At 41.0% G+C, this 19380-nt stretch carries 17 protein-coding genes and 1 pseudogene; 2 read left to right on the top strand and 16 right to left on the bottom strand.

What is annotated here, in order from left to right; all coding sequences use genetic code 11:
• Positions 1-347 (bottom strand): annotated as a pseudogene (locus FGQ53_RS03470) (IS5-like element IS1381A family transposase); the annotation flags it as partial.
• A 255-nt stretch (positions 348-602) separates the two neighbouring features.
• Here FGQ53_RS03470 and FGQ53_RS03465 point away from each other — a divergent pair.
• Entirely contained in the window at positions 603-2321 is a 1719-nt protein-coding gene (locus FGQ53_RS03465; RefSeq protein ID WP_138335799.1) for a phospho-sugar mutase, read from the top strand.
• A gap of 110 nt (positions 2322-2431) precedes the next feature.
• The gene (locus FGQ53_RS03460) at positions 2432-2779 is read left to right on the top strand and encodes a thiol reductase thioredoxin (protein ID WP_033685148.1); all 348 of its coding nucleotides are present in this window, start codon (positions 2432-2434) and stop codon (positions 2777-2779) included.
• A 922-nt stretch (positions 2780-3701) separates the two neighbouring features.
• Here FGQ53_RS03460 and FGQ53_RS03450 read toward each other — a convergent pair.
• From FGQ53_RS03450 to FGQ53_RS03380, 15 genes are all read right to left on the bottom strand, one after another.
• Complete coding sequence (locus FGQ53_RS03450; RefSeq protein ID WP_138335797.1) at positions 3702-4703, bottom strand: GH25 family lysozyme; 1002 nt, start codon at positions 4701-4703, stop codon at positions 3702-3704.
• A 4-nt stretch (positions 4704-4707) separates the two neighbouring features.
• The gene (locus tag FGQ53_RS03445) at positions 4708-5040 is read right to left on the bottom strand and encodes a phage holin (protein ID WP_138335795.1); all 333 of its coding nucleotides are present in this window, start codon (positions 5038-5040) and stop codon (positions 4708-4710) included.
• 3 nt (positions 5041-5043) lie between these two features.
• The gene (locus FGQ53_RS03440) at positions 5044-5460 is read right to left on the bottom strand and encodes a phage holin family protein (RefSeq protein WP_138335793.1); all 417 of its coding nucleotides are present in this window, start codon (positions 5458-5460) and stop codon (positions 5044-5046) included.
• A 9-nt stretch (positions 5461-5469) separates the two neighbouring features.
• Positions 5470-5820 (bottom strand): hypothetical protein, encoded by a 351-nt coding sequence (locus tag FGQ53_RS03435; RefSeq protein ID WP_138335791.1) that lies wholly within the window; start codon positions 5818-5820, stop codon positions 5470-5472.
• A 2-nt stretch (positions 5821-5822) separates the two neighbouring features.
• Positions 5823-6026, bottom strand: a complete 204-nt coding sequence (locus FGQ53_RS03430; RefSeq protein WP_138335789.1) for a hypothetical protein — start codon at positions 6024-6026, stop codon at positions 5823-5825.
• Entirely contained in the window at positions 6007-10287 is a 4281-nt protein-coding gene (locus FGQ53_RS03425) for a phage tail spike protein (RefSeq protein WP_138335788.1), read from the bottom strand. The genes FGQ53_RS03430 and FGQ53_RS03425 overlap by 20 nt, the downstream gene beginning before the upstream one ends.
• A complete protein-coding gene (locus tag FGQ53_RS03420; protein WP_138335786.1) occupies positions 10284-10985 on the bottom strand; it encodes a phage tail protein in 702 nt (233 codons plus the stop codon). Before FGQ53_RS03420 ends, FGQ53_RS03425 begins: the two co-directional genes overlap by 4 nt.
• The gene (locus FGQ53_RS03415) at positions 10985-15373 is read right to left on the bottom strand and encodes a phage tail tape measure protein (protein ID WP_138335784.1); all 4389 of its coding nucleotides are present in this window, start codon (positions 15371-15373) and stop codon (positions 10985-10987) included. Before FGQ53_RS03415 ends, FGQ53_RS03420 begins: the two co-directional genes overlap by 1 nt.
• A gap of 203 nt (positions 15374-15576) precedes the next feature.
• Positions 15577-15915: a hypothetical protein gene (locus FGQ53_RS03410; protein ID WP_138335782.1), complete on the bottom strand. Its 339-nt coding sequence runs from the start codon at positions 15913-15915 to the stop codon at positions 15577-15579.
• A gap of 102 nt (positions 15916-16017) precedes the next feature.
• Complete coding sequence (locus tag FGQ53_RS03405) at positions 16018-16572, bottom strand: major tail protein (RefSeq protein ID WP_138335780.1); 555 nt, start codon at positions 16570-16572, stop codon at positions 16018-16020.
• Complete coding sequence (locus FGQ53_RS03400) at positions 16565-17023, bottom strand: hypothetical protein (RefSeq protein WP_138335778.1); 459 nt, start codon at positions 17021-17023, stop codon at positions 16565-16567. The genes FGQ53_RS03405 and FGQ53_RS03400 overlap by 8 nt, the downstream gene beginning before the upstream one ends.
• Complete coding sequence (locus FGQ53_RS03395; protein WP_138335776.1) at positions 17024-17395, bottom strand: HK97-gp10 family putative phage morphogenesis protein; 372 nt, start codon at positions 17393-17395, stop codon at positions 17024-17026.
• Positions 17392-17739, bottom strand: a complete 348-nt coding sequence (locus tag FGQ53_RS03390; RefSeq protein ID WP_138335774.1) for a head-tail adaptor protein — start codon at positions 17737-17739, stop codon at positions 17392-17394. The genes FGQ53_RS03395 and FGQ53_RS03390 overlap by 4 nt, the downstream gene beginning before the upstream one ends.
• Positions 17726-18040: a head-tail connector protein gene (locus FGQ53_RS03385; protein WP_138335772.1), complete on the bottom strand. Its 315-nt coding sequence runs from the start codon at positions 18038-18040 to the stop codon at positions 17726-17728. Before FGQ53_RS03385 ends, FGQ53_RS03390 begins: the two co-directional genes overlap by 14 nt.
• A 167-nt stretch (positions 18041-18207) precedes the next feature.
• Entirely contained in the window at positions 18208-19377 is a 1170-nt protein-coding gene (locus FGQ53_RS03380; RefSeq protein WP_138335770.1) for a phage major capsid protein, read from the bottom strand.
• Positions 19378-19380 lie beyond the last annotated feature (3 nt).

Below are 19380 nucleotides of genomic sequence, written 5' to 3'. Positions count from 1 at the left end.
TGTTGCATCCACAATCACCGTATCCTCAGCACTAAGATGAGTTTTTGAAATCGTAAAACCACTTTGAATAAGAGTTGATTCAACCCATTGACTCCGACGGATTAAGTTGCTTTCGTGAATGCCAAAATCAGCCGCAATTTGTTCATAAGTGCGGTATTCTCGCATGTATTGAAGAGTAGCCATGAGGAGATCTTCTAAGCTTAACTTGGGAGTTCGTCCACCTTTTGCGTGTTTATGTTGATAAGCTGTTTTAACACAGCTAACATCTCTTCAAAAGTAGTGCGCTGAACACCAACAAGGCGCTTAAATCGTACATCAGTTAATTGTTTGCTTGCTTCATAATTCATAGAACTATTGTACCATGTTTTGTTTCGCAGGAAGTCTATAGGAGAAAACCTAGTAAAACATCACCTCCAATCTTAAATAGATTAATCTAAATCAATTATCATTAGAAAATTGGTATAAAACAAATGTATTTAACTATTCTTCTACAATGAAATAAAAGTAAATTTCCTACATTTTAAGTTATGCTAACGTTTTACTAAAATATCAAATCGTGATATAATGAAAGTGATTAAAGCAATAGATAAAGGAGATACTCTATGACTTACCAAGAAAATTATCAAAAATGGGTCGATTTTGCCGGTCTTCCCAACTATCTTCGTCAAGATTTAGAAAACATGGACGAAAAAACAAAAGAAGATGCTTTCTACACCAATCTTGAATTTGGTACTGCAGGTATGCGCGGCTTGATCGGTGCAGGTACAAACCGCATCAACATCTACGTTGTTCGTCAAGCTACTGAAGGATTGGCTCGTTTGATTGAGTCAAAAGGGGGAAACGACAAAGAACGTGGTGTGGCAATTGCCTACGATAGCCGTCACTTCTCACCTGAGTTTGCTTTTGAATCTGCGGCAGTTCTTGCTAAACACGGCATCAAATCTTACGTATTTGAAAGCCTTCGTCCAACTCCAGAACTGTCATTTGCAGTTCGTCACCTCAACTGTTTCGCAGGTATCATGGTCACAGCCAGCCACAACCCTGCACCATTTAACGGATACAAGGTTTACGGTGAAGACGGTGGACAAATGCCTCCACACGATGCAGACGCTTTGACTACTTATATCCGTGCAATCGAAAATCCATTTGCAGTTGAAGTTGCTGATGTGGAAGCTGAAAAAGCTTCTGGCTTGATTGAAGTTATCGGCGAAGCTGTCGATGTTGAATACCTCAAAGAAGTTAAGGACGTAAACATCAACCCAGCCTTGATTGAAGAATTTGGTAAAGACATGAAAATTGTCTACACACCACTTCATGGTACTGGTGAAATGTTGGCCCGTCGTGCTCTTGCTCAAGCAGGATTTGACTCTGTTCAAGTCGTTGAAGCACAAGCAACTCCAGATCCAGACTTCTCAACTGTTAAATCTCCAAATCCCGAAAATCAAGCAGCCTTTGCCCTTGCTGAAGAACTCGGCCGTCAAGTTGGTGCTGATGTTCTTGTGGCAACTGACCCTGATGCTGACCGTGTTGGTGTTGAAGTTCTTCAAAAAGATGGTAGCTACCTCAACCTTTCAGGTAACCAAATCGGTGCTATCATGGCTAAATACATCTTGGAAGCCCACAAAAACGCTGGAACTCTTCCAGAAAATGCAGCTCTCTGCAAATCTATCGTATCAACTGACTTGGTAACGAAGATTGCTGAAAGCTACGGCGCAACTATGTTCAACGTTTTGACAGGTTTCAAATTTATCGCTGAGAAAATCCAAGAATTCGAAGAAAAACACAACCATACTTACATGATGGGATTTGAAGAAAGCTTCGGTTACTTGATTAAACCATTCGTACGTGATAAAGATGCTATCCAAGCTGTTCTAGTCGTTGCTGAACTTGCTGCCTACTACCGTTCACGCGGTTTGACACTTGCTGATGGTATCGAAGAAATCTACAAAGAGTACGGCTACTACGCAGAAAAAACTATCTCTGTTACCCTTTCAGGTGTCGATGGTGCTGAACAAATCAAAGCGATTATGGCTAAATTCCGTAACAATGCTCCAAAAGAATGGAATGCAACAGCTATCACTGTCGTAGAAGACTTCAAAGCTCAAACAGCTACTGCTGCTGACGGCACTGTTACAAACTTGACAACTCCTCCAAGTGATGTGTTGAAATACACACTTGCTGACGGTTCATGGATTGCCGTTCGCCCTTCAGGGACAGAACCAAAAATCAAATTCTACATTGCAGTTGTAGGTGAAACCAACGAAGAATCACAAGCTAAGATTGCTAATATAGAAGCAGAAATCAATGCTTTTGTAAAATAAAGCACTACAAAAGATGAGACCAACCAATCTCATCTTTTTTCGTATCAAATCTAAGCAATTTTAGAAACTTTATGGCATACTAGACTTATCAATGAAAGCGAGGTAATCTCATGGAACAATTTTTAGATAATATCAAAGACCTTGAAGTCACTACAGTTGCGCGTGCGCAAGAAGCTCTTGATAAGAAAGAAACTGCAACCTTCTTTATTGGTCGCAAAACTTGCCCTTACTGCCGTAAATTTGCAGGTACATTGGCAGGTGTCGTAGCTGAAACTAAAGCTCACATCTACTTCATCAACAGTGAAGAAGCAAGCCAACTAAATGAGTTGCAAGCATTCCGCTCACGCTACGGAATCCCAACTGTACCAGGCTTTGTCCATATCGCAGATGGACAAATCAATGTCCGTTGCGACTCTTCAATGTCAGCACAAGAAATCAAAGAATTTGCAGGATTGTAAAAAATCAGCTAACAAGTTTTAAAATCACAAAAACGCATAATGTAAGGTGCAAAAACCTTTACATTATGCGTTTTAGTGTGTGACTATAATGGATTGACGCTAGAATAGGACGCCGTGACTACTAAAACATTTCTAGAAATTAATTTGACTTTCCTAATCAGTTTGTTCACATCTTATTTCAATCTACTATATTAGTCCGTTATGTGTGAGACGGACTGAAAGACAAAAACAAAAAACGTTGATTTAACAACGTTTTACCAAGGAATGCAAAAGAATGCAAAGGAATAATGGAGCCGGTGGGAGTCTTGGAAAGATTGTTAAATCAACTCATAGCGATTTTAGGGTCTGTTTTAGGTCATGTTTTCCCAAAAAACCGCGTAAATCACGGCTCAATCCTGTATTAAAATCTACTTGCATTATACCACAATTTTCTACTTCTATTTCAAAAAATCTTCATCAAAAATATTGATTTTAACAAAACACCGTTTTTGACAATAATCGAAGAATTAAAGGGAACTATTATTAACAAAATGGCGTTTTTGACAATAATGCGCCACGATCCCCCTCCCTATTCTTCGAGAAAACGCTTTTTTGAACAATAGGATTGAGATTTTTGTTTCTAATCGTTCAAAATGCGTGTTTTTGCAAACTAGAAATACAAGATCCAGTTTTGTTAACGTCAACAAAATTGGCAACCAAGCGCTTTATAAAGCTAATTGTTGACTTTAACAAGTCAATTTCAGAGCAAAATAAAAATATTCAAGCGAAAAAGAACACCCCTAGCCCTATATCTATAAAGGTTTTTTAGGAATTTCAAGCGATTATCAAGCGTATTCCAGAGCAAACAAAAAAACCGCAAGCCTGAGCCTGCGGTAGATACACAATTTTAGAAAAGTTTTCCTTTCGTTTTATTTTTTAAAAATTATTTAGTGGTAATCAAGCCATCTGGCTCAACTGTAAATTCTGGCTTGTCTGCCATCGTGCCATCTGGTTTGAGGTAGTACCAGCCATTTCCTGATTTAATGAATTGATTTGATTTCATATCTCCATTCTTTTCATCAAGATAGTACCAAGTTTCACGGTATTTCACCCAACCTTTAGCCATGCGCCCATCTGACTTGAAGTAATACCAGTAATTACCAATGTACATCCAGCCTGTGACCATAGCACCACGCTTGTCAAGATAGAACCAGTCTTTACCATCATTAAACCAACGATTGATTAGGCAATAGCCACGATTATCAAATCGGAACCACTCCCCATTGATTTTCTTCCAGCGGTCTGTCGGATAAGAACCATCTGACTCCTCCCACCACCATCCAGTATCATTTCTTTTCCATTTGGGCTTAGCTTCTTCGTCATCTAGTAAAACAATGTTTTTGTCGTACGGATTTGAAGAGTATTGCCACCATCGAATCCCATCCATTGATGGAAAATATTCAAAGTTAGCTGTACCATCATTTAGCCCATACCCAGCGATCCAAAGACTATTTGGGAACTCTGCAAGGATTTGCTGATAGTCAATATTATTTAGCGTGAATGGCTTGTAGCTGTAATAGATTGGCTCATAGCCATTTTCTTTGAGGATTTCCATAAAGCGAATACATGCATCTGTATTTGCCTGTTTATCTCCGCTTGCGTGATCCTCGTAATCAAGACACAAGTATTTTACTTTTTGAGGTACATTATCAAGGAAGTAGCGTGCTTCTCTTTCTGCTTCTTCCACGTCTCCACCAAACCACGCAAAATGGTAGAATCCGATAGGGTTTGATTGTTCCACCTGAGCAGACAAGCAAGGGTTAATGTATGTCGTACCTTCTGAAATCTTGATAATAGTGTTAGTCGTTCCTATATCTTCTATAATACCCTCAATATTATAGCCGTTATGTGAAGATACATCGATGAATAAGTCGTTTTTTTTCATTTGTTTATTCTCCCTTCCAGCTATCATTCATCTGTTTAACTGCTGACTCAACAAAAGTGTCTAGACCCTTGTCTGTCATGCTAATGTTGTATTTGGTCAGCTCAGCACGGATTTTAGTACGTGCTTGCTCCAGCTTTTCTTCACCTTTATAGCCAGTTTCAGATGCGACCTGTTCCACAGCATTGACCGCGTTCTTGGCCAAGATTTCGACAATCTTGATGGTCTTTTCTCCGCCTTTTTTAATCAAAAAATCTTTGACCGATTTGACTGCGACGCCTGCCAAAATGACAAGGATACTGATTGCTCCATTTGCGATAATTTCATTGATTTGTTGCATGTGTTATTCTCCTTTGTTTTTATCTTCGTCTTTTTCAAACAAGCGCTGAAATGCTTTTAAAATTGGCTGAAAAAGAGTAACGTTTCCTTTTAATTTGCGGTAATTTTCAATGAGCGATTGAAATGTAAATGCGATGTACCCGAGATAAATCGAGTACAAGAAAGCGAAACCTGTCTTCTCAGGCAATAGGACAGACATTGGGATAAGGATCATTAATAAGAGAACCCCTGAAATTTTTCGAAGAAGTCCGTAAATGCCGATTTTACTCTTATACTCGATGTCAGGGTTTGCGATAGCAGCAATTGTCCCTGTCAAGAAATCGATGATTTCCATTGAGACAATCAAAGCTAGAGCGTACAAGACCAGGCCGTCTTCAGTCTGGACGACGCTTCTTAAAAAATTAAAAATTTCGATTTGCATACACACCTCTTATTCTTTAGGTTTTACCGTTGGATCCGTCCAGTCAGGATTGCCCTCTGCATCAAATTTCATGATGTAAAATTCCTGATTAAATAGATCGGCTACGTTGATAGTTGTGGTTGTACCCCCCCACTGATTGAACGCCCAAACGGTTTCAACATCCTTAAATTGACGACGACCATTTACGATCACAGGACGTTTTTGAATATCATGATACATATAGAAGTCGTTGTTTGCATTCTTGCAACGAATGAATTCCCCATTTTCTTTCATGTAGTGCAAAGCGGTCGCAAGGTCAAATGGTTCTGTGATTTTCGTAAGATCTAGCAAGTTGTCTGTGTTTTGAGTTGTTTCTGCCATGTTTATTCTCCTTCTTCAGCTGGTTTAGTTTGTTCATCAAGCAGAGCTTCCAGCTCCTCTACTCGTGCTTGAAGTCTTTGATTCTCTGCTTCTTTTTCCCTAAGTTGAATCTTCAACAGATTATATCTAAGCATTGATGTCTTTGAGTCAACTAACATGTCATCAATTGTCATTTCCAGAACCTGGTTAAGTTGTTCTTCGTTCATTTTCTAAATTCTCCAATCTGTGTGTTAATGTTTTATTTTCAAGAGCAAGTTCCTGAATTGCTTTAAGTGCTATATTAGTCAATCTGAGATTATCCAAATTCAACGTGTCTCCGTTCTCGTAAACAAGCGTAGAATCCACTGCTTGAACCTCTTGAGCGATCAAACCAATCTTCGTGTGTGCTTGTCGTGGTCTATCCTCTTGCTTCTTCCAATCGTATTCCTTGAACTGGAATTGCTGGATATAATCAATAGCCTTATGCTTGCAATCAACGATGTTTTCTTTCAGACGTCTATCTGAGAAATTTTGCTTAATAATTGCCCACAAGCCATACGCTTGACCGCCGTACGTATAATAAATATCGCTTGGAGCGAAATCCAATGCGACGGTAGAATTCCAGAAAGCTAGTGTTCCTGTCGATACGCTTCCGACTTTTCCTAAACCTGTTTTTAGCCAGCCTATTCCGTTCGCTTTGATGTATCCCTCTACTGTTAATAGAAAGTCATCACTTTTGCTTGCGTAACCACCAGTAGTAAAATCCGAGTCTTTGTAAATGAAAAGACCGTAAGGGACATTCTCTCCACGACCGTAAGAACCAATGAACTGGACTCCCAGCCCGTCTTTAGCATTGTAATCGCGAGGCACGTTAATCTGCAGACCACCATTGACAGTATCAAACGAACCGTAAGAACCTAGTTGAATTTTAGTGTGGCCTGTTAAGGTTCCTCCATAGATGTTGGTCCCTCGAATCGTTCCGCCGTAGATTCGGTCACCGCTTAAAATACCTGAACGAACCTGACTTGCATCAATCGCAACACTCTGAACGCGGTTGATAAAGGCTTGCTTGGCAAATAGTTGTTTCAAGTAAGCTTCGTTTGCGACAAATTTATTAAAGAAAGCCTGGTCAACTTTCAATTTTTCAGCCGTGACCGCTTCAGCGTCTAAAACTACAGTAGTCACCGAACCAGCTTCAAAATTGGCCGTCTTCAGCTTATCAACCATAGCAGACTTGATGACAGCTCTTTCAATCAAGGTCTCGCCAGTAATGTGAGTCAATTTCCCGTCAAGTCGATTATGACCGTTAGCGCCCAGATTGATTCCAGAGATGATATCTCCAGCTGAATTGATGTTCTGAACAGCCCACGAGCCAGCTAGTTGAGTTTGGACAGAGCGAATCGCTTCGTCGGTATCATCAGGACTTTCTTTGTAATCCGTTGCTATAGAACCTCTCTCAAGCTGAACATCTGTCACATAGAGATTGATGGTCTTTCCTTTTTCGCCAAATAGCATCAAATTCATTTGGTCAACATCATCAGATAGAGTAAACGTAAATGTGAAACGCTTGTACTTCGAAGTTATTTGCGCGCTTGGAATTCCTTGCCACTCTTGTCCAACAATGTTTTTATTTTTGATGTAATGCAAAGCGACTCTCAGACCACTGTAGGTATCATCACCGTCTTTTGAGACAAGGAGAGATACACTCACTTTTTCTCCTCGAACACCTTCAAAAGCAAAAGCCTGTTGCAAACCAAAGAAATCTGCGACATTTTGTGAGTCGTGAAAAAAATGAGCCCCTGGACGATTGCGGTTATTGGGGGCTTGGGAATGCTGGTAATTGAAGTACAAGCCAAAATTGACAGATTGATATTCAAGCCAATTTTTTGAACCGTTCTTAAATTGACCATTTCTGATATAATTTCGACCACCTTTTGCAGCCTTAGCCACCTCTACCTGGAACAGCTGATTGGTCATAGCCATACGAGCGACTTTATCAGCGACATCAGACTCACTACGACCGATGATGCGTTCGTACAGCTTGCTAGTCTCTTGCACTCGCTGGAAGTCCGTCTGATTGACCTTGCCAGAAATCTGAGATGAGATGTTTGCAAATTGCCCATCAACCGTCTGCTTGTACTGAGCAATCTTTGAAGCGATGTCGTTGTTCGTCTGCGTGCTTATTGCACTAAATCGACGTTCAAGACCTCTTACATCCTCTTGATAAGCTGATTTCCCAACGTAGTCTCTAGATATCTGCTCACGAACTGCCGTCGCTTGTTTCGCGCTTTCCTCACGAGCATAGCGTTGCAAGCTCTCTTGTCGCTGGCCATCTTGATTGACGTAACGCTCAACTGCCGTCATCTTAGCAGACAGACCTTCAGCAGTCTTCTCAAATTCAGATTTGGCAACGACCAGGTCCGTCTTACCATCTTCAGGAGCAGGGCCTGCATCTATACGAGTAGAGCTCCTAGTTAGCTCGACTTTACGAAATGCCACATGGCCGATCTCGTTATAACCGAGGATAATTCGCCAGAAATCGAAATTATCAGGCTTGGTCAGCGCTGGGATAGTAACTTGATAAGTCTGCCAGCTGGACGTGAGATTGAAATTACCATTCATGATTTCAGGATTGCCAGGCGCTGTCCGATTAGCCCTTAAGGATACCCAGACGTTTGGAGAACCAGAGTAGCAAATCCCTTGAAATGAGAGGGTGTAAGTCTCGCCAATTCCCAACTCAAGAAGAGCTGTCGAACTCTTCCACGAAGATCGACTACCCTCTTTTGAGTGGATTTGCATCTGTTTCCAAGTGTTAGTCGTGCCTTTGACGTTGTATTCGCCGTTGATGATTTTCCAATCAACAGGACTACTGTCACCTTGAGAGTATATCCAGAGACCTCGTGAAAAGTCGTAGTCTTCAGCATAGTTACGACTACCAACCTTTATCTTAGCAAAGGCTTGAGTCAATCCATCAATGCCTTGCTTAACTTCTGATTTGGTCGCAAATCCGTCCATCTGGCCAGTCATGCGACTAAGAGCCTCTGTGGTCGTTCTGCGGTACTCTGAAGCTTGATTGACCTCGCTTGTGACTTTCTGTTTCAATACATCCAAATCACCCGACAAGGCCGTCTGGGCGCTCGTAGCCTGTTTCTTGAATTCTTCAAGTTTGGCAACAGAATCCAACCCAATCCGCTTCGCTTCTTGAGCAAGCAAGGTACTTGCGCCAGCGCTTCGCAAGGCTTCTTCAGCTCTGCGCTTGGCTTCTTGTAGAGGCCCATTGTCAAAACTGTCAAAGCGCTGGTCAATCGTATCAGAGAGTTCTCTCTTAACTTCTTCAGCTCTGGCTTTGGTAGCGTTGAGACCATCTGTGAATTGATTGATCAACTCTTCTTTTTGCCGGTCAAAAGTAAGGTCAGCATTCTTGAGCTCTCTTGCTAACTGCCTTTCAAAATCGTCTTGAAGTTGTTGTGCCTCTCCCTTGACTGCATCACTCACTGCATTTCCAATCGCATTTGCAAGTCCAGACTGAAATTGACCGAATCCGATAGATTTCAGCTTCTTGGCCATCGGCGAGTAAGTGTACTTAGTAATCTTCTTGCGCACGTCGAGATTGTAACGCTCGTGGAAGATACTCACGACATCGAACATCTGAACAGACACGTCACTCTGACAGACAACCTCAATCTCAAGGCTATCTTCCATCATGTCGCAAAGCGATGTTCTATAATACTGCTCACCATACTTGCGTAGGCTTGCTTCATCCTTCACATCCTGGTCATTAACCTCAATCACATCTTCGTAGATTTGACTGTATTTGTTAATGAGTGGACTATCGATAGTAACAGTGAACGTACGATCAGGCACTTTCTCTCCCTCACCTTTGACGGTAGTCTTAAAGGTGATTCGAGTTTTCAAAGACTTGGTAGAGGTCTTGTGCTGATAGCTAGACAGGTTTTTTTTGTACATAAAAAGCGATTCATTTTCTGAACCGCCATTTTTCAACAGTCGAACCTGGTATCCATGACGCACGAGGTCGCCACCCCATTGACCAATAATAGAGTGTTTATCTTTCGCAAACGCCTCCATGGCATTCTTAGAATCGATATTAAAGGTGTGTCTATCTTCAATATCAGAGAAGAACGAGAATGGATTGTTACGAGTGATACTACCTGCAAAGCGACTCAAGGCAGTCGAACCAGTCTGTCTATCCAAAGAGATTGGATTGACCACGTAGTTGTTCAAGAGGGTGAATACTTGATTCGCATAGACTTGAATATAGCCATGCTTCTTCTCTACCTCGAAAATGACAAAATCCTGTTCACCGTGAAGGTCATCAGCCGTTAGGAACGTTTCCTCCTTCAACTGCTCCCATAAGGAATCCGAGGTCGGAAATCGGAAGCTCAATTGGTAGGTACTATTATCCTCTTGAACAATTTCATCAGAATAGGCAGCATTCAGAGGCATATTTCCATTTGTTAAATAAATCAAATCTTATACCTCCAATTCGGTCGAATAGTAATCTTACGGACGGTTCCAGTGAATGAAACACCAACCTTACCAGTCGGGATTTCTAAGAACCCTCCACGTTTCCGAAGCGTATTCTGAACTGCGCCATTAGCGTTATAGATGTTTTGCTTGCCTTGTCTACAATCAATCGTAGCCTTGGTCTTAATCGCTAGGTACATAGTCTTACGGCCAATCGTAAGAGAGACGTCACCATCTCCCTCGATTTCGATGATAGGCTCTGAATAGATTGTTCCAAGATTGTTGATTGTACCAGATGCAGTAAGAACCACATGATCTACGCTCTTCTGATATCTGAATGGTTGCATATCTAACTTGATTGCCAATTCCCAACCATACATACCTTTGGGAACGATTTCGGTATCTAAGAGATCGGCATAGAATAATGAATCAGGCTGGTAGCTAAACTCTAAACGATTTCCAACTGGTTGAAACTTTTCAACCAAGGTTGCTAAATTTGAAAATCGTTCGAAAAACACCCGAATGGTTCTCTCATAATTATCAAAAGTCCCTTCTTCCTGGTTGTAACTCCCATTCATCCCATACAACTTCAATTGCTCCGAGAAACGAGGATTGGCAGAATGAATTGTGCCAAAATCAGTTACTACGCAGTTTTTAAAACCGGTTGTTGAAAAATCATTCACTTTTAAATAATTCGCCATTAAATCCCCTCCCTTCTCATAATATTTCCTTGATAGCGATAAGAGTTCTCTGCGATTACTTGACCATCTAGGTAAGTATTGGAATCCTTATCTAATAATTTGCCAAGCAAATCCTCCACGCTTGCTTTTAAGCTAACCAATTCAGTCACAATTGCTTGACCGCTATTGCTGTCTGAATGATTGTCAAAATTGCTAGTGGAGGATGAAGATTTCGAATAGTTATAGATTCTGTTTCTAGTATTGATTTCTTGAAAACGCCGGGTTAGATGAGAAATTTTAGTATCTTCAAATCCAATACCTTTTTCATAATTCGGAATGCCCAAGCGATTCATCAAACTACGCGTTTTACCAGCTCTCATGACCTTGGTTCCAGGCGGAAGTGGTAAAGTAACGTTACGGCCTTGCGGAATAAATGAAGTTCCGTCCGGCAATGTAACCAACTCTTTATACAAGGTCCCTCGTTGGTCATTGACTGTCGCAAGACCGCCAGGGTGATTATCCGTACCCTTGGCGTGCCGCTCAGTAAAGTGTCGTGTGATGATATCAATAAACTTAAACGCTGGCAAAGAGCTTAAAGATGCCCATACGCTACTGATTACTCCACCTGTTTTGTTTTGTGCATTGATATTTATCGGACCATTCTGCTTAACTGCATTGACTGCGTTGCTTGCAGCATTAGCCTCGCCCTGCGTCTTATTCGTTGCATTGATATCAATTGGGGAATTCTGCTTAACAGCGTTGACTCCTGCACTCGCTGTAGAAGAAGGATTCCCAGTTAAATCTAACGCATTGATTCCAATCGGGGATAATTGATAAGGAGCATTTACACTAGCGCTTGCCGATTGCGAAGCGCCTCCGGTGTCATCAGTAGCGTTGATGCTGATAGGCGATGTTTGAGTAGGTGAGTCCACACTTGCTTGCGCGCTTGCTACTGCTCCGCCCGTGTTATCTGTAGCATTTAATGATTTAGTATCTGGATTAGATAGATTCCAAGCCATGATTTTATCTATTGACAATTGCCCATTATTCAAAACATTTGTAGGATCTAGTTTCAAATCTTTTGTAAATAGAGTCGTAGCATTCCAATTTTTCAAAGTTTCTGCAGAACGAGATACCGCATCTCTGAAATTTTTATCATTTGCTAATAGTTCTTTAATTTTAGGAGTTTGAGCGTCATAATTTTTAAGAGTTTGCGAAGCAATTTCCGCATTGTTCATCACGTCTGTTTTATCCAATAGAAGTTGTTTTACTTCTGCTGGCATACTATTCCAAATCTTGAGGTTTTCCTCACTATCAAAAATAGCTTGTAACCCAGCTTGGTTCTTGACGATTACTTGTTTCTCTTCGAGAGTCATGTCTTTCCATTTATCGGATTCGACAAGAGCCTCAGCGATAGTCACACGAGCATTTGAATTTAAGTCGGCGTTCTTGGCAATGAATTGCAATTGCGCCCAACCTTCAGCAGATTGAGTTGCTTCTCCAATCACTTCTTTTACGTTGGATTTAACTTCGAAATTACCATTTTCATTGATATTCCCAACCAGCAACGACCATGCATCGTTAGCCTCTTTCACTTCCTTGCTCATATCATTAGTATATTTAGCAAGGATGCTATTTGAATCTCCTACCTTTTGAGAAGCTTCTGCAGCTTTCTTGCCGATTTCTTCATAGGATAGGCCATATTCTTCCAGAACCTTTTTAGCTTCTTCCCAGTAATTGTTACCAATGTTTGAACGAGTCCGAGTTTTCCACTCTTCATCCATTGCTTTCATAACTTGGTAATACTTAGTACCTAAAGTTTGCATGGTTTGGTTATGATTGTCTGTCAGAGTTTGTAGTTTTTGGTTATACGTCTCTTGGTCTATAAACTTACCGTCCAATAGTTGTTTCAATCCATCTTTTGATGTTTTGTATAACTGATTTTCTTCGTCCAGAGCCTTCTTCAACACATCTCTTGTATGTTTCAATTGCGTCTCATTTAAACTACCAATCTCTCCATTCAGAGCCTGAAGCGCAGCCTTTTGTTGTTCGCCAGATAATTCCATCATAGAAATTCTGGCTTTAATCATCTCTTTTTGGTTATTTAAGACGATTTCTTTTTCTTCTTGAGAAAACTTACTAGCGTCTCCGTTATGGCGTTTATAAATTTCGCTAACCTGATTAGCCATTGCATCAGTATTTGAAACAACTTGGTCATTTTTTGCTCTCATTTTAGCAATTTCTTCATCGCTAAACCCCAACTTCTTAGCTAGCTCTTCCATACGCTGACTAGCTTTTTCTGCTCCTGAAGCAACCTCTTCATGAAGTTTCCTAAAGGATTCAGATACCTTCTCAGCATCTCCAGCATGAGTCCCGAAGTTAGCAATTGCTGTACTTGTTTCGTCTACTTTTGTTTGGAAATCTCTTAAATCTTTGGTAGCAGTATCACTCAACTGAGAACCAAACTCCTCAGTCTTAATCCGAGCTTCATCTTTTTTGTTACCTAGATAAACCAAGCCTGCTGCAAGCAAAGCACTACCACCTACCAGTAGCCCGATAGGATTTGCTAAAGCGCCAAACGCGCCAGATAACGCTCCTGCGTTGGACGCTGCGCCTGCTGCTGCAGTTTCCACTGCACCAGCTGAACCAGCTACTGCTTTCAGCCCGCTTGCCACGCCACCTAAATCTTTAAGGTATTTTAAAGAACCGCTTAAAATACCAATTCCTCTAGATAGACCGCCTATGACTTTAATCAGACCACCAATAGTAGATATGCCACCACCTAACAATTTTATTGCAGGTCCTACGGCTGCTGCCATCAATCCCCATTTAATGATGTTCTGTTGTTGTTCTCTTGACATAGAACTGAATTGTTTAGCCAAATCGGCTAATGTACTTATCCAAGGTTTTGCCGCTTCTAATCCATCTTTTAGTGCGTCTAATAACGGACCTCCAAATTCAATCGCCACATCTGTCAATTGGTTCTTAAGCATTTGGAGTTTAGATTGCATCGTTTCATAGCGTTTGTTCGCTTCGTCTGTTAATGCAGTACCTTTTTCCCATTCGCTATTTGCCAATCCAACTGCCTTGCCCATTGTTTCCGCTGCAAGACCCAAAGATTTTAACATATTAGATTGTCGGATACCTGTTAGACCAAGCTCATCTAAAATCTTGTTAGTATCTTTACCTTGTTCTTTTGCTTTACCGAGACCTCTAATGAAATCTTGCAAAGCCTCAGCAGGTTTAGTTCTCCACTTTTCTGCGAACTTATCAGCAGTTGTTCCTGCAGTTTCAGCATAAAGTCTTAAGTCATTTCCACCCTCTGACACTGCTTTTGAAATAGCAGTCAGAGTTTGAGTCATTGCAGTACCTCCTGCTTCAGCTTCAATACCGACCGAACTCATTGCAGTTGATAGACCTAAGATTTCAGGCGTAGTCAATCCAGCTATTTTACCTGATGCTGCAAGACGATTGGCCATGTTAACAATATCGCTTTCAGTTGTGGCAAAGTTATTCCCCAAACCAACGACGGTTGCACCAAACTTAGCTGACCAAGTATCTAAATCATCTCCTGATACCTGCATGATATTCCCGATTTTAGAAATAGATGTCGCAGCTTCTTCGGCACTCAAGTTGGTGGATACACCAAGGTTAATCATGGTCTTAGTAAAACCTTCAATCGACCCAATTGGTACACCCAACTGCCCTGCTGCTTCCGCTACGCTTGCAATTTCCGTAGCACTAGCTGGCATTTCTTTAGCCATATTCCGAATACTAGCGCTGAGTTTTTCAAATTGTTGAGGTGTTCCGTCTACTGTCTTTTTAACACCAGCAAACGCACTTTCATAATCAATTGCAGCCTTCAAAGCTATTCCTGCCCCAGCTACAATAGGGGCAGTTACACCCTTGGTTAAAGCAGAACCAAAACCAGATACGCTTTCACCAACGTTTTTGAATTTATTACCCAACTCTTGAGCGCTATTTCCGAATTTAGTAAAGGCACTATCATCGATATAAGCTTGACGCATAGATTTCGCTAACTCTTCGTAGCGATTTTGCAATTCGGCCACTTTAGCAGCCGTCGCAGTCATACCAGCACCTGCTTCAACTAACTTTTGTTTTTGTTCAGCTGTTGCGGTAGAAACATCTCCAATGCTTGCTTTTAGTTGGTTATATCGTTCGCTTTGCGAACTTAGCAATTTTTGGTAAGAGCCTAGAGCTGAACCAGTTTGCGATAAAAGACTCTTTAAGTTAGTGACATTCTTGCCAGCGCCCTTAAAGTTGTTCTCCATCGCTTTCAGGGAATTATCGACACCTTTTAGATAGGTCTTCAACCTCCCGACACTCGATTGAAAAGGAGCGACATCCAAGGTAGCGGTAGCGACTAATTCACCAATATTACTTGCCATTCATTCTCCTTTCTACCCAAAAAGGAATGGAAAGGCCTTGTCAAGGGTCGTCTCTTCTTCCTCTTTGTTTTCTTTGATTTCTAAAGCCTGCACCATCAAATCAAAATCTGAAAGTCGCATGCTTTTAATGTCATGGATTGTATATCCTTGACTCATTAGCGATTGAACCCAAACTAATAAATTGGTTTGAGCCTCTTTAGGGCTTAACCCTTTTTCTTCTTTTTTCCCTCAGCGGTCTCTTTTTCTTCTTGCTTTCCACCGAGCGCTGCCAGGTATAGTTCGTTCAGAATTTCGAGTGTTTCAACACTTGCACTCTTCAGATCATCTGCATCAAACTGCTCACCGTACATTTTCACGAACATATCAAGATACGCTTCGTTCAACTCGCGATGTTTGGCAGGATTTAGCAAATCTTCCTTCTTTTCATACAAAGCAGTTTGACGAACTTGGTGTTCTAACGCCAGAAGATTATCTTCTACGTTTACGTAGTCTTTAGAGAACTCTTTTAGAACCCCACCTTTTTTAAATTTAATTTCAAACATTATTTACTCCTTAAAAATAAAGGCTTGGAATAACCAAGCCTATTTCTTATTCTTCTGTTCTGTTTGTTTCAGCGGTGACTTCCGTAGATGGAATAGCACCGCTTATCCCTTTGGGAAGACGAGCTTACGGAATTCAGCTTCTTGGAATTGTGTGTTGTCTTCACGACCAACTACAATTACAAGTCCTTCTTCTTCGTCTCCACGAGCAACGAAGCTTCCAGATACCGTATCGTTTTTCGGATCCGGTGAACCGTCTTTAGTTTCCAATTCCATCCCCGGAAGAGAGAACTTACCTTTAAGAAGACCGACCCAAATACCCTTACCGTCATCGCCAGTCGTGCGGAACAAGCAAGCGACATCGTTTGGTGTCATCTTCTTACTGTATTTTTCGACACCGTTTTCAACTGTGATACCGTAAAAATCTTTACGCGCATCACTACCTAAATCAAGCCATGACACTTCAAGGGTTGTTCCAGTAATACCAGAAGACAATACTACGTAAGGTCCATCATCTGCTGGGATAGTGTTCAATTCGTTTGTGATATCCAACTTCGCTGATTTAATTCCAGGGATTTTTTTAGTATCTCCTGACACAATGTTTTTATCGTTCAAAACCCCATATTCAAAACCACGTAAACCAAATTTAACTTTAGACATTTATTTCTTTCCTTTCTTCTTCGAGATCACTCCAATCAAAAAAGCGATATTTCCGGACATTCATTAATAATCCAATATCGCTATCCATATATCGAGGTTTCTCGTTCGCTGTGTAGCGTTCAAATCCGCCACTTTCTAGTACCGTATCCATTTTTTTGGCAATCTGATCTGCTTGCTTAGCATTCTTACACCAAAAGTTTACTGTGATACGTTGTTCCATTGAGATAATTTCGTCATCTGCATACTTGTGAGGTGCTTCATACGTCGAATAAATTCTTGCAAATGGAGCGAGTTCTTTTTGCTTCATGTTCGTTGGTTTCTCAGGAATATCGTAAGTGAAGATACCTTGTTTGTATCCTCCCGGGAACTCCTTGCCTCTGAACTGATTAAACAGCCGATTCAACTCTTCATCAGCTACCAAAAGTTTGTAAGCTTCGGTTTCAGCAATCATTTATTTTAACACCTCCCTTATTTTTTGTTTGTATATTTCCTTTGCTCGAGGAGTAACTGCATTGATAGTCTTTTCCTCGAAATCCTGCGATTTCTGATAGATCGTTCCGCTGTCCGGGAACTTAGCACGCCAACCAGTCGACCGACCATAACCAATATCTTTTGAGGGAGCATCTCCTCCCCCTTTGAAATTACTGATTCTTATATCTTCTTTCAATCGAGTGAGTGTTAGCTCGTCAGAAACAGGAGTATTTACTTCAAGCTCTTTCTTGAACTCTTGAGCCACCTCTGTGACAGCTTCGCGAGCAACTCTTGGTGCTTTAGCTTCTAGCTTCGTAAGATTATCAAGACAAAGATCCAACCCTTTCGTCATGACACCATCACTCCCTTGATTAAATCGATTTCCTTGCTAGCATAGTCACGTTCAATAGCAATGATTTGATACTCATTACCATCAAAATCTACAAAACAAGAATTGTCAAAAGGCAGTTTTGGTCGATGACGAATTAAGAATGTTTTAGCGTCTTTGTGCTCTGACAACCCACTAGCTTTCGTGACCGTTGCATTTTCGCGAAAGTCTTTGATAGAGGTTTTAGACACTTCTGCCCAGCAAGTATACAAGTCTTTTCTTTCGAAATCTAGCACCTCTCCATCTTCATTTTGTCCACCTACTCTTTGAAAAAAAGTAATGCGAACATTCATATTACGTGTCCGCATTGACTTCCCTCCTTGTTCGAAGTTGATGGATAATGTTCAGAACACCATTTGCTAATGGATAGCGCATGGTATCTGCTGACATCCCACGATGTTCATACTCTTCTTTAACTTGCTTTTTGACAGCTAGACGGAACTTCGCATAGGACTCTAGGTCCTTTGGTTGCAGTTTGCTATCAATAGCGAAACAAATCTGCTCTCTAGCTGACTCAATAAGTTCAAGTAGTAACTCATCTTCAAAGTCATAGTCGATTTTACAATACAACTTAACTTCTTCTAGAAAACCATTCTTTTCAGGCTCCATGGCTCTAACCTCCAATCAAGGCTAGTAGTTGCTCTTTAGTTTGAGTCGCTGCGTAAGAAATCCCTTTGCTATCTAAGTAAGCCATGATTTCTTGTTTGGTGCTACTTGTGGTTGGTACTGATAATGCTACTTCTGACCGTGTGACACCCCCATTAGCTGGGGGAGCCTTAGGGCATAGTTACGAAGTAACCTGCTTTTGCATCTGCTTTTTTAACGTCGAAGCGAACAACCGCTTGCAAGTATTGACCGTAGATTTCATTGTCAGTCCAGCGAAGACCCAATTCTTGACGGTCAGCAAAGAGTACAGCACGTTGTACATCACCGATAAAGGCTTTAGCTTCACCAGCTACACCAAGCATTGTATCAGCAACTACGAATACTGGGTGTCCAAGGAAGGCTTTACCTGATGCAGAAACAATAGAGTCTTGGAGCAAGTAGCGTCCATTCTTGTCTTTCAAAGTGTCCAATTTTTGGTAGAAGCTTTGAGAAACTACGAATGAAACGTTGTAAGCTGGGTCAAGGTCAACATTCAAAATAGCCTTGATTGCATCCAAGTCTGCTGCTTGTTTTTCTTCAAAGGTTTTCAAAATAGTACCGATTACATCATTTGTAGTGTTAACTTTGATTTGGTTAGCCGCTTCAGCAACAATAGCAAGCAAGTCAACATCTGCATCGTCAATCGCTTCTTGAGAAAGTGGGATAGCTCCACGGTAAGTCTTAACTTTCCAAGCCACATCTGTGAATTCTGGTTTAGCAAGAGCAGGGTTCTTTTCCAACTCTTCAACGCTTGCCATCTTAGATGTTGCGTGTTTAAGAATAGGATATGAGCCTTCGCCTTTAGACGCCTTATGAACTGTCACGAATTGTTTAAGGTCGATAACAGTCTTAACTTCACGGATTGGTGTAGTAACGATTTCTTTGCTAGTTACTTTTTCAGTTCCAACCTTCTTCAATCCGTCTTGCGTTGGATTTACTGCTTCATTCATAGGAATGAGAAGGTCTTTCCCTTCAAGTTTCAAGTTAGCATCTGCAACTGCACCTTTAGTGCGAACCCATTCGTTTACAGACTCACGGTAAGATTTACCTTCTGTTTTCACTTCGTGTTTTTCGCCAGATGCATGCGCTCCAGTGCCTTCTTCTGCAATTTCATAAGTTTTCAAATTTGCTTTTGCTTCAACTTCTTGCGCTTTTAGTGCTTCAATTTCAGCACGAATTTCACGAGCTTTTTCAAGATCATCAGAGTTCAAAACAGATTTCAATTCATCTGTCTTATTAACAATTTCAGCACCGATATTTGCAATCTGCGCTTTAAGTTCTTTCATTTTTTCTTTAAACATACC

Source organism: Streptococcus mitis (assembly GCF_005844455.1).
Lineage (GTDB): Bacteria > Bacillota > Bacilli > Lactobacillales > Streptococcaceae > Streptococcus > Streptococcus mitis_BF.
This window is presented reverse-complemented; position numbering and strand designations above follow the sequence as displayed.

Coding starts and splice junctions, on each gene's coding strand:
- FGQ53_RS03465 (WP_138335799.1), top strand. CDS start 603: ATGACTTACCAAGAAAATTATCAAAAATGGGTCGATTTTGCCGGTCTT.
- FGQ53_RS03460 (WP_033685148.1), top strand. CDS start 2,432: ATGGAACAATTTTTAGATAATATCAAAGACCTTGAAGTCACTACAGTT.
- FGQ53_RS03450 (WP_138335797.1), bottom strand. CDS start 4,703: ATGAAAAAAAACGACTTATTCATCGATGTATCTTCACATAACGGCTAT.
- FGQ53_RS03445 (WP_138335795.1), bottom strand. CDS start 5,040: ATGCAACAAATCAATGAAATTATCGCAAATGGAGCAATCAGTATCCTT.
- FGQ53_RS03440 (WP_138335793.1), bottom strand. CDS start 5,460: ATGCAAATCGAAATTTTTAATTTTTTAAGAAGCGTCGTCCAGACTGAA.
- FGQ53_RS03435 (WP_138335791.1), bottom strand. CDS start 5,820: ATGGCAGAAACAACTCAAAACACAGACAACTTGCTAGATCTTACGAAA.
- FGQ53_RS03430 (WP_138335789.1), bottom strand. CDS start 6,026: ATGAACGAAGAACAACTTAACCAGGTTCTGGAAATGACAATTGATGAC.
- FGQ53_RS03420 (WP_138335786.1), bottom strand. CDS start 10,985: ATGGCGAATTATTTAAAAGTGAATGATTTTTCAACAACCGGTTTTAAA.
- FGQ53_RS03415 (WP_138335784.1), bottom strand. CDS start 15,373: ATGGCAAGTAATATTGGTGAATTAGTCGCTACCGCTACCTTGGATGTC.
- FGQ53_RS03410 (WP_138335782.1), bottom strand. CDS start 15,915: ATGTTTGAAATTAAATTTAAAAAAGGTGGGGTTCTAAAAGAGTTCTCT.
- FGQ53_RS03405 (WP_138335780.1), bottom strand. CDS start 16,572: ATGTCTAAAGTTAAATTTGGTTTACGTGGTTTTGAATATGGGGTTTTG.
- FGQ53_RS03400 (WP_138335778.1), bottom strand. CDS start 17,023: ATGATTGCTGAAACCGAAGCTTACAAACTTTTGGTAGCTGATGAAGAG.
- FGQ53_RS03395 (WP_138335776.1), bottom strand. CDS start 17,395: ATGACGAAAGGGTTGGATCTTTGTCTTGATAATCTTACGAAGCTAGAA.
- FGQ53_RS03390 (WP_138335774.1), bottom strand. CDS start 17,739: ATGCGGACACGTAATATGAATGTTCGCATTACTTTTTTTCAAAGAGTA.
- FGQ53_RS03385 (WP_138335772.1), bottom strand. CDS start 18,040: ATGGAGCCTGAAAAGAATGGTTTTCTAGAAGAAGTTAAGTTGTATTGT.
- FGQ53_RS03380 (WP_138335770.1), bottom strand. CDS start 19,377: ATGTTTAAAGAAAAAATGAAAGAACTTAAAGCGCAGATTGCAAATATC.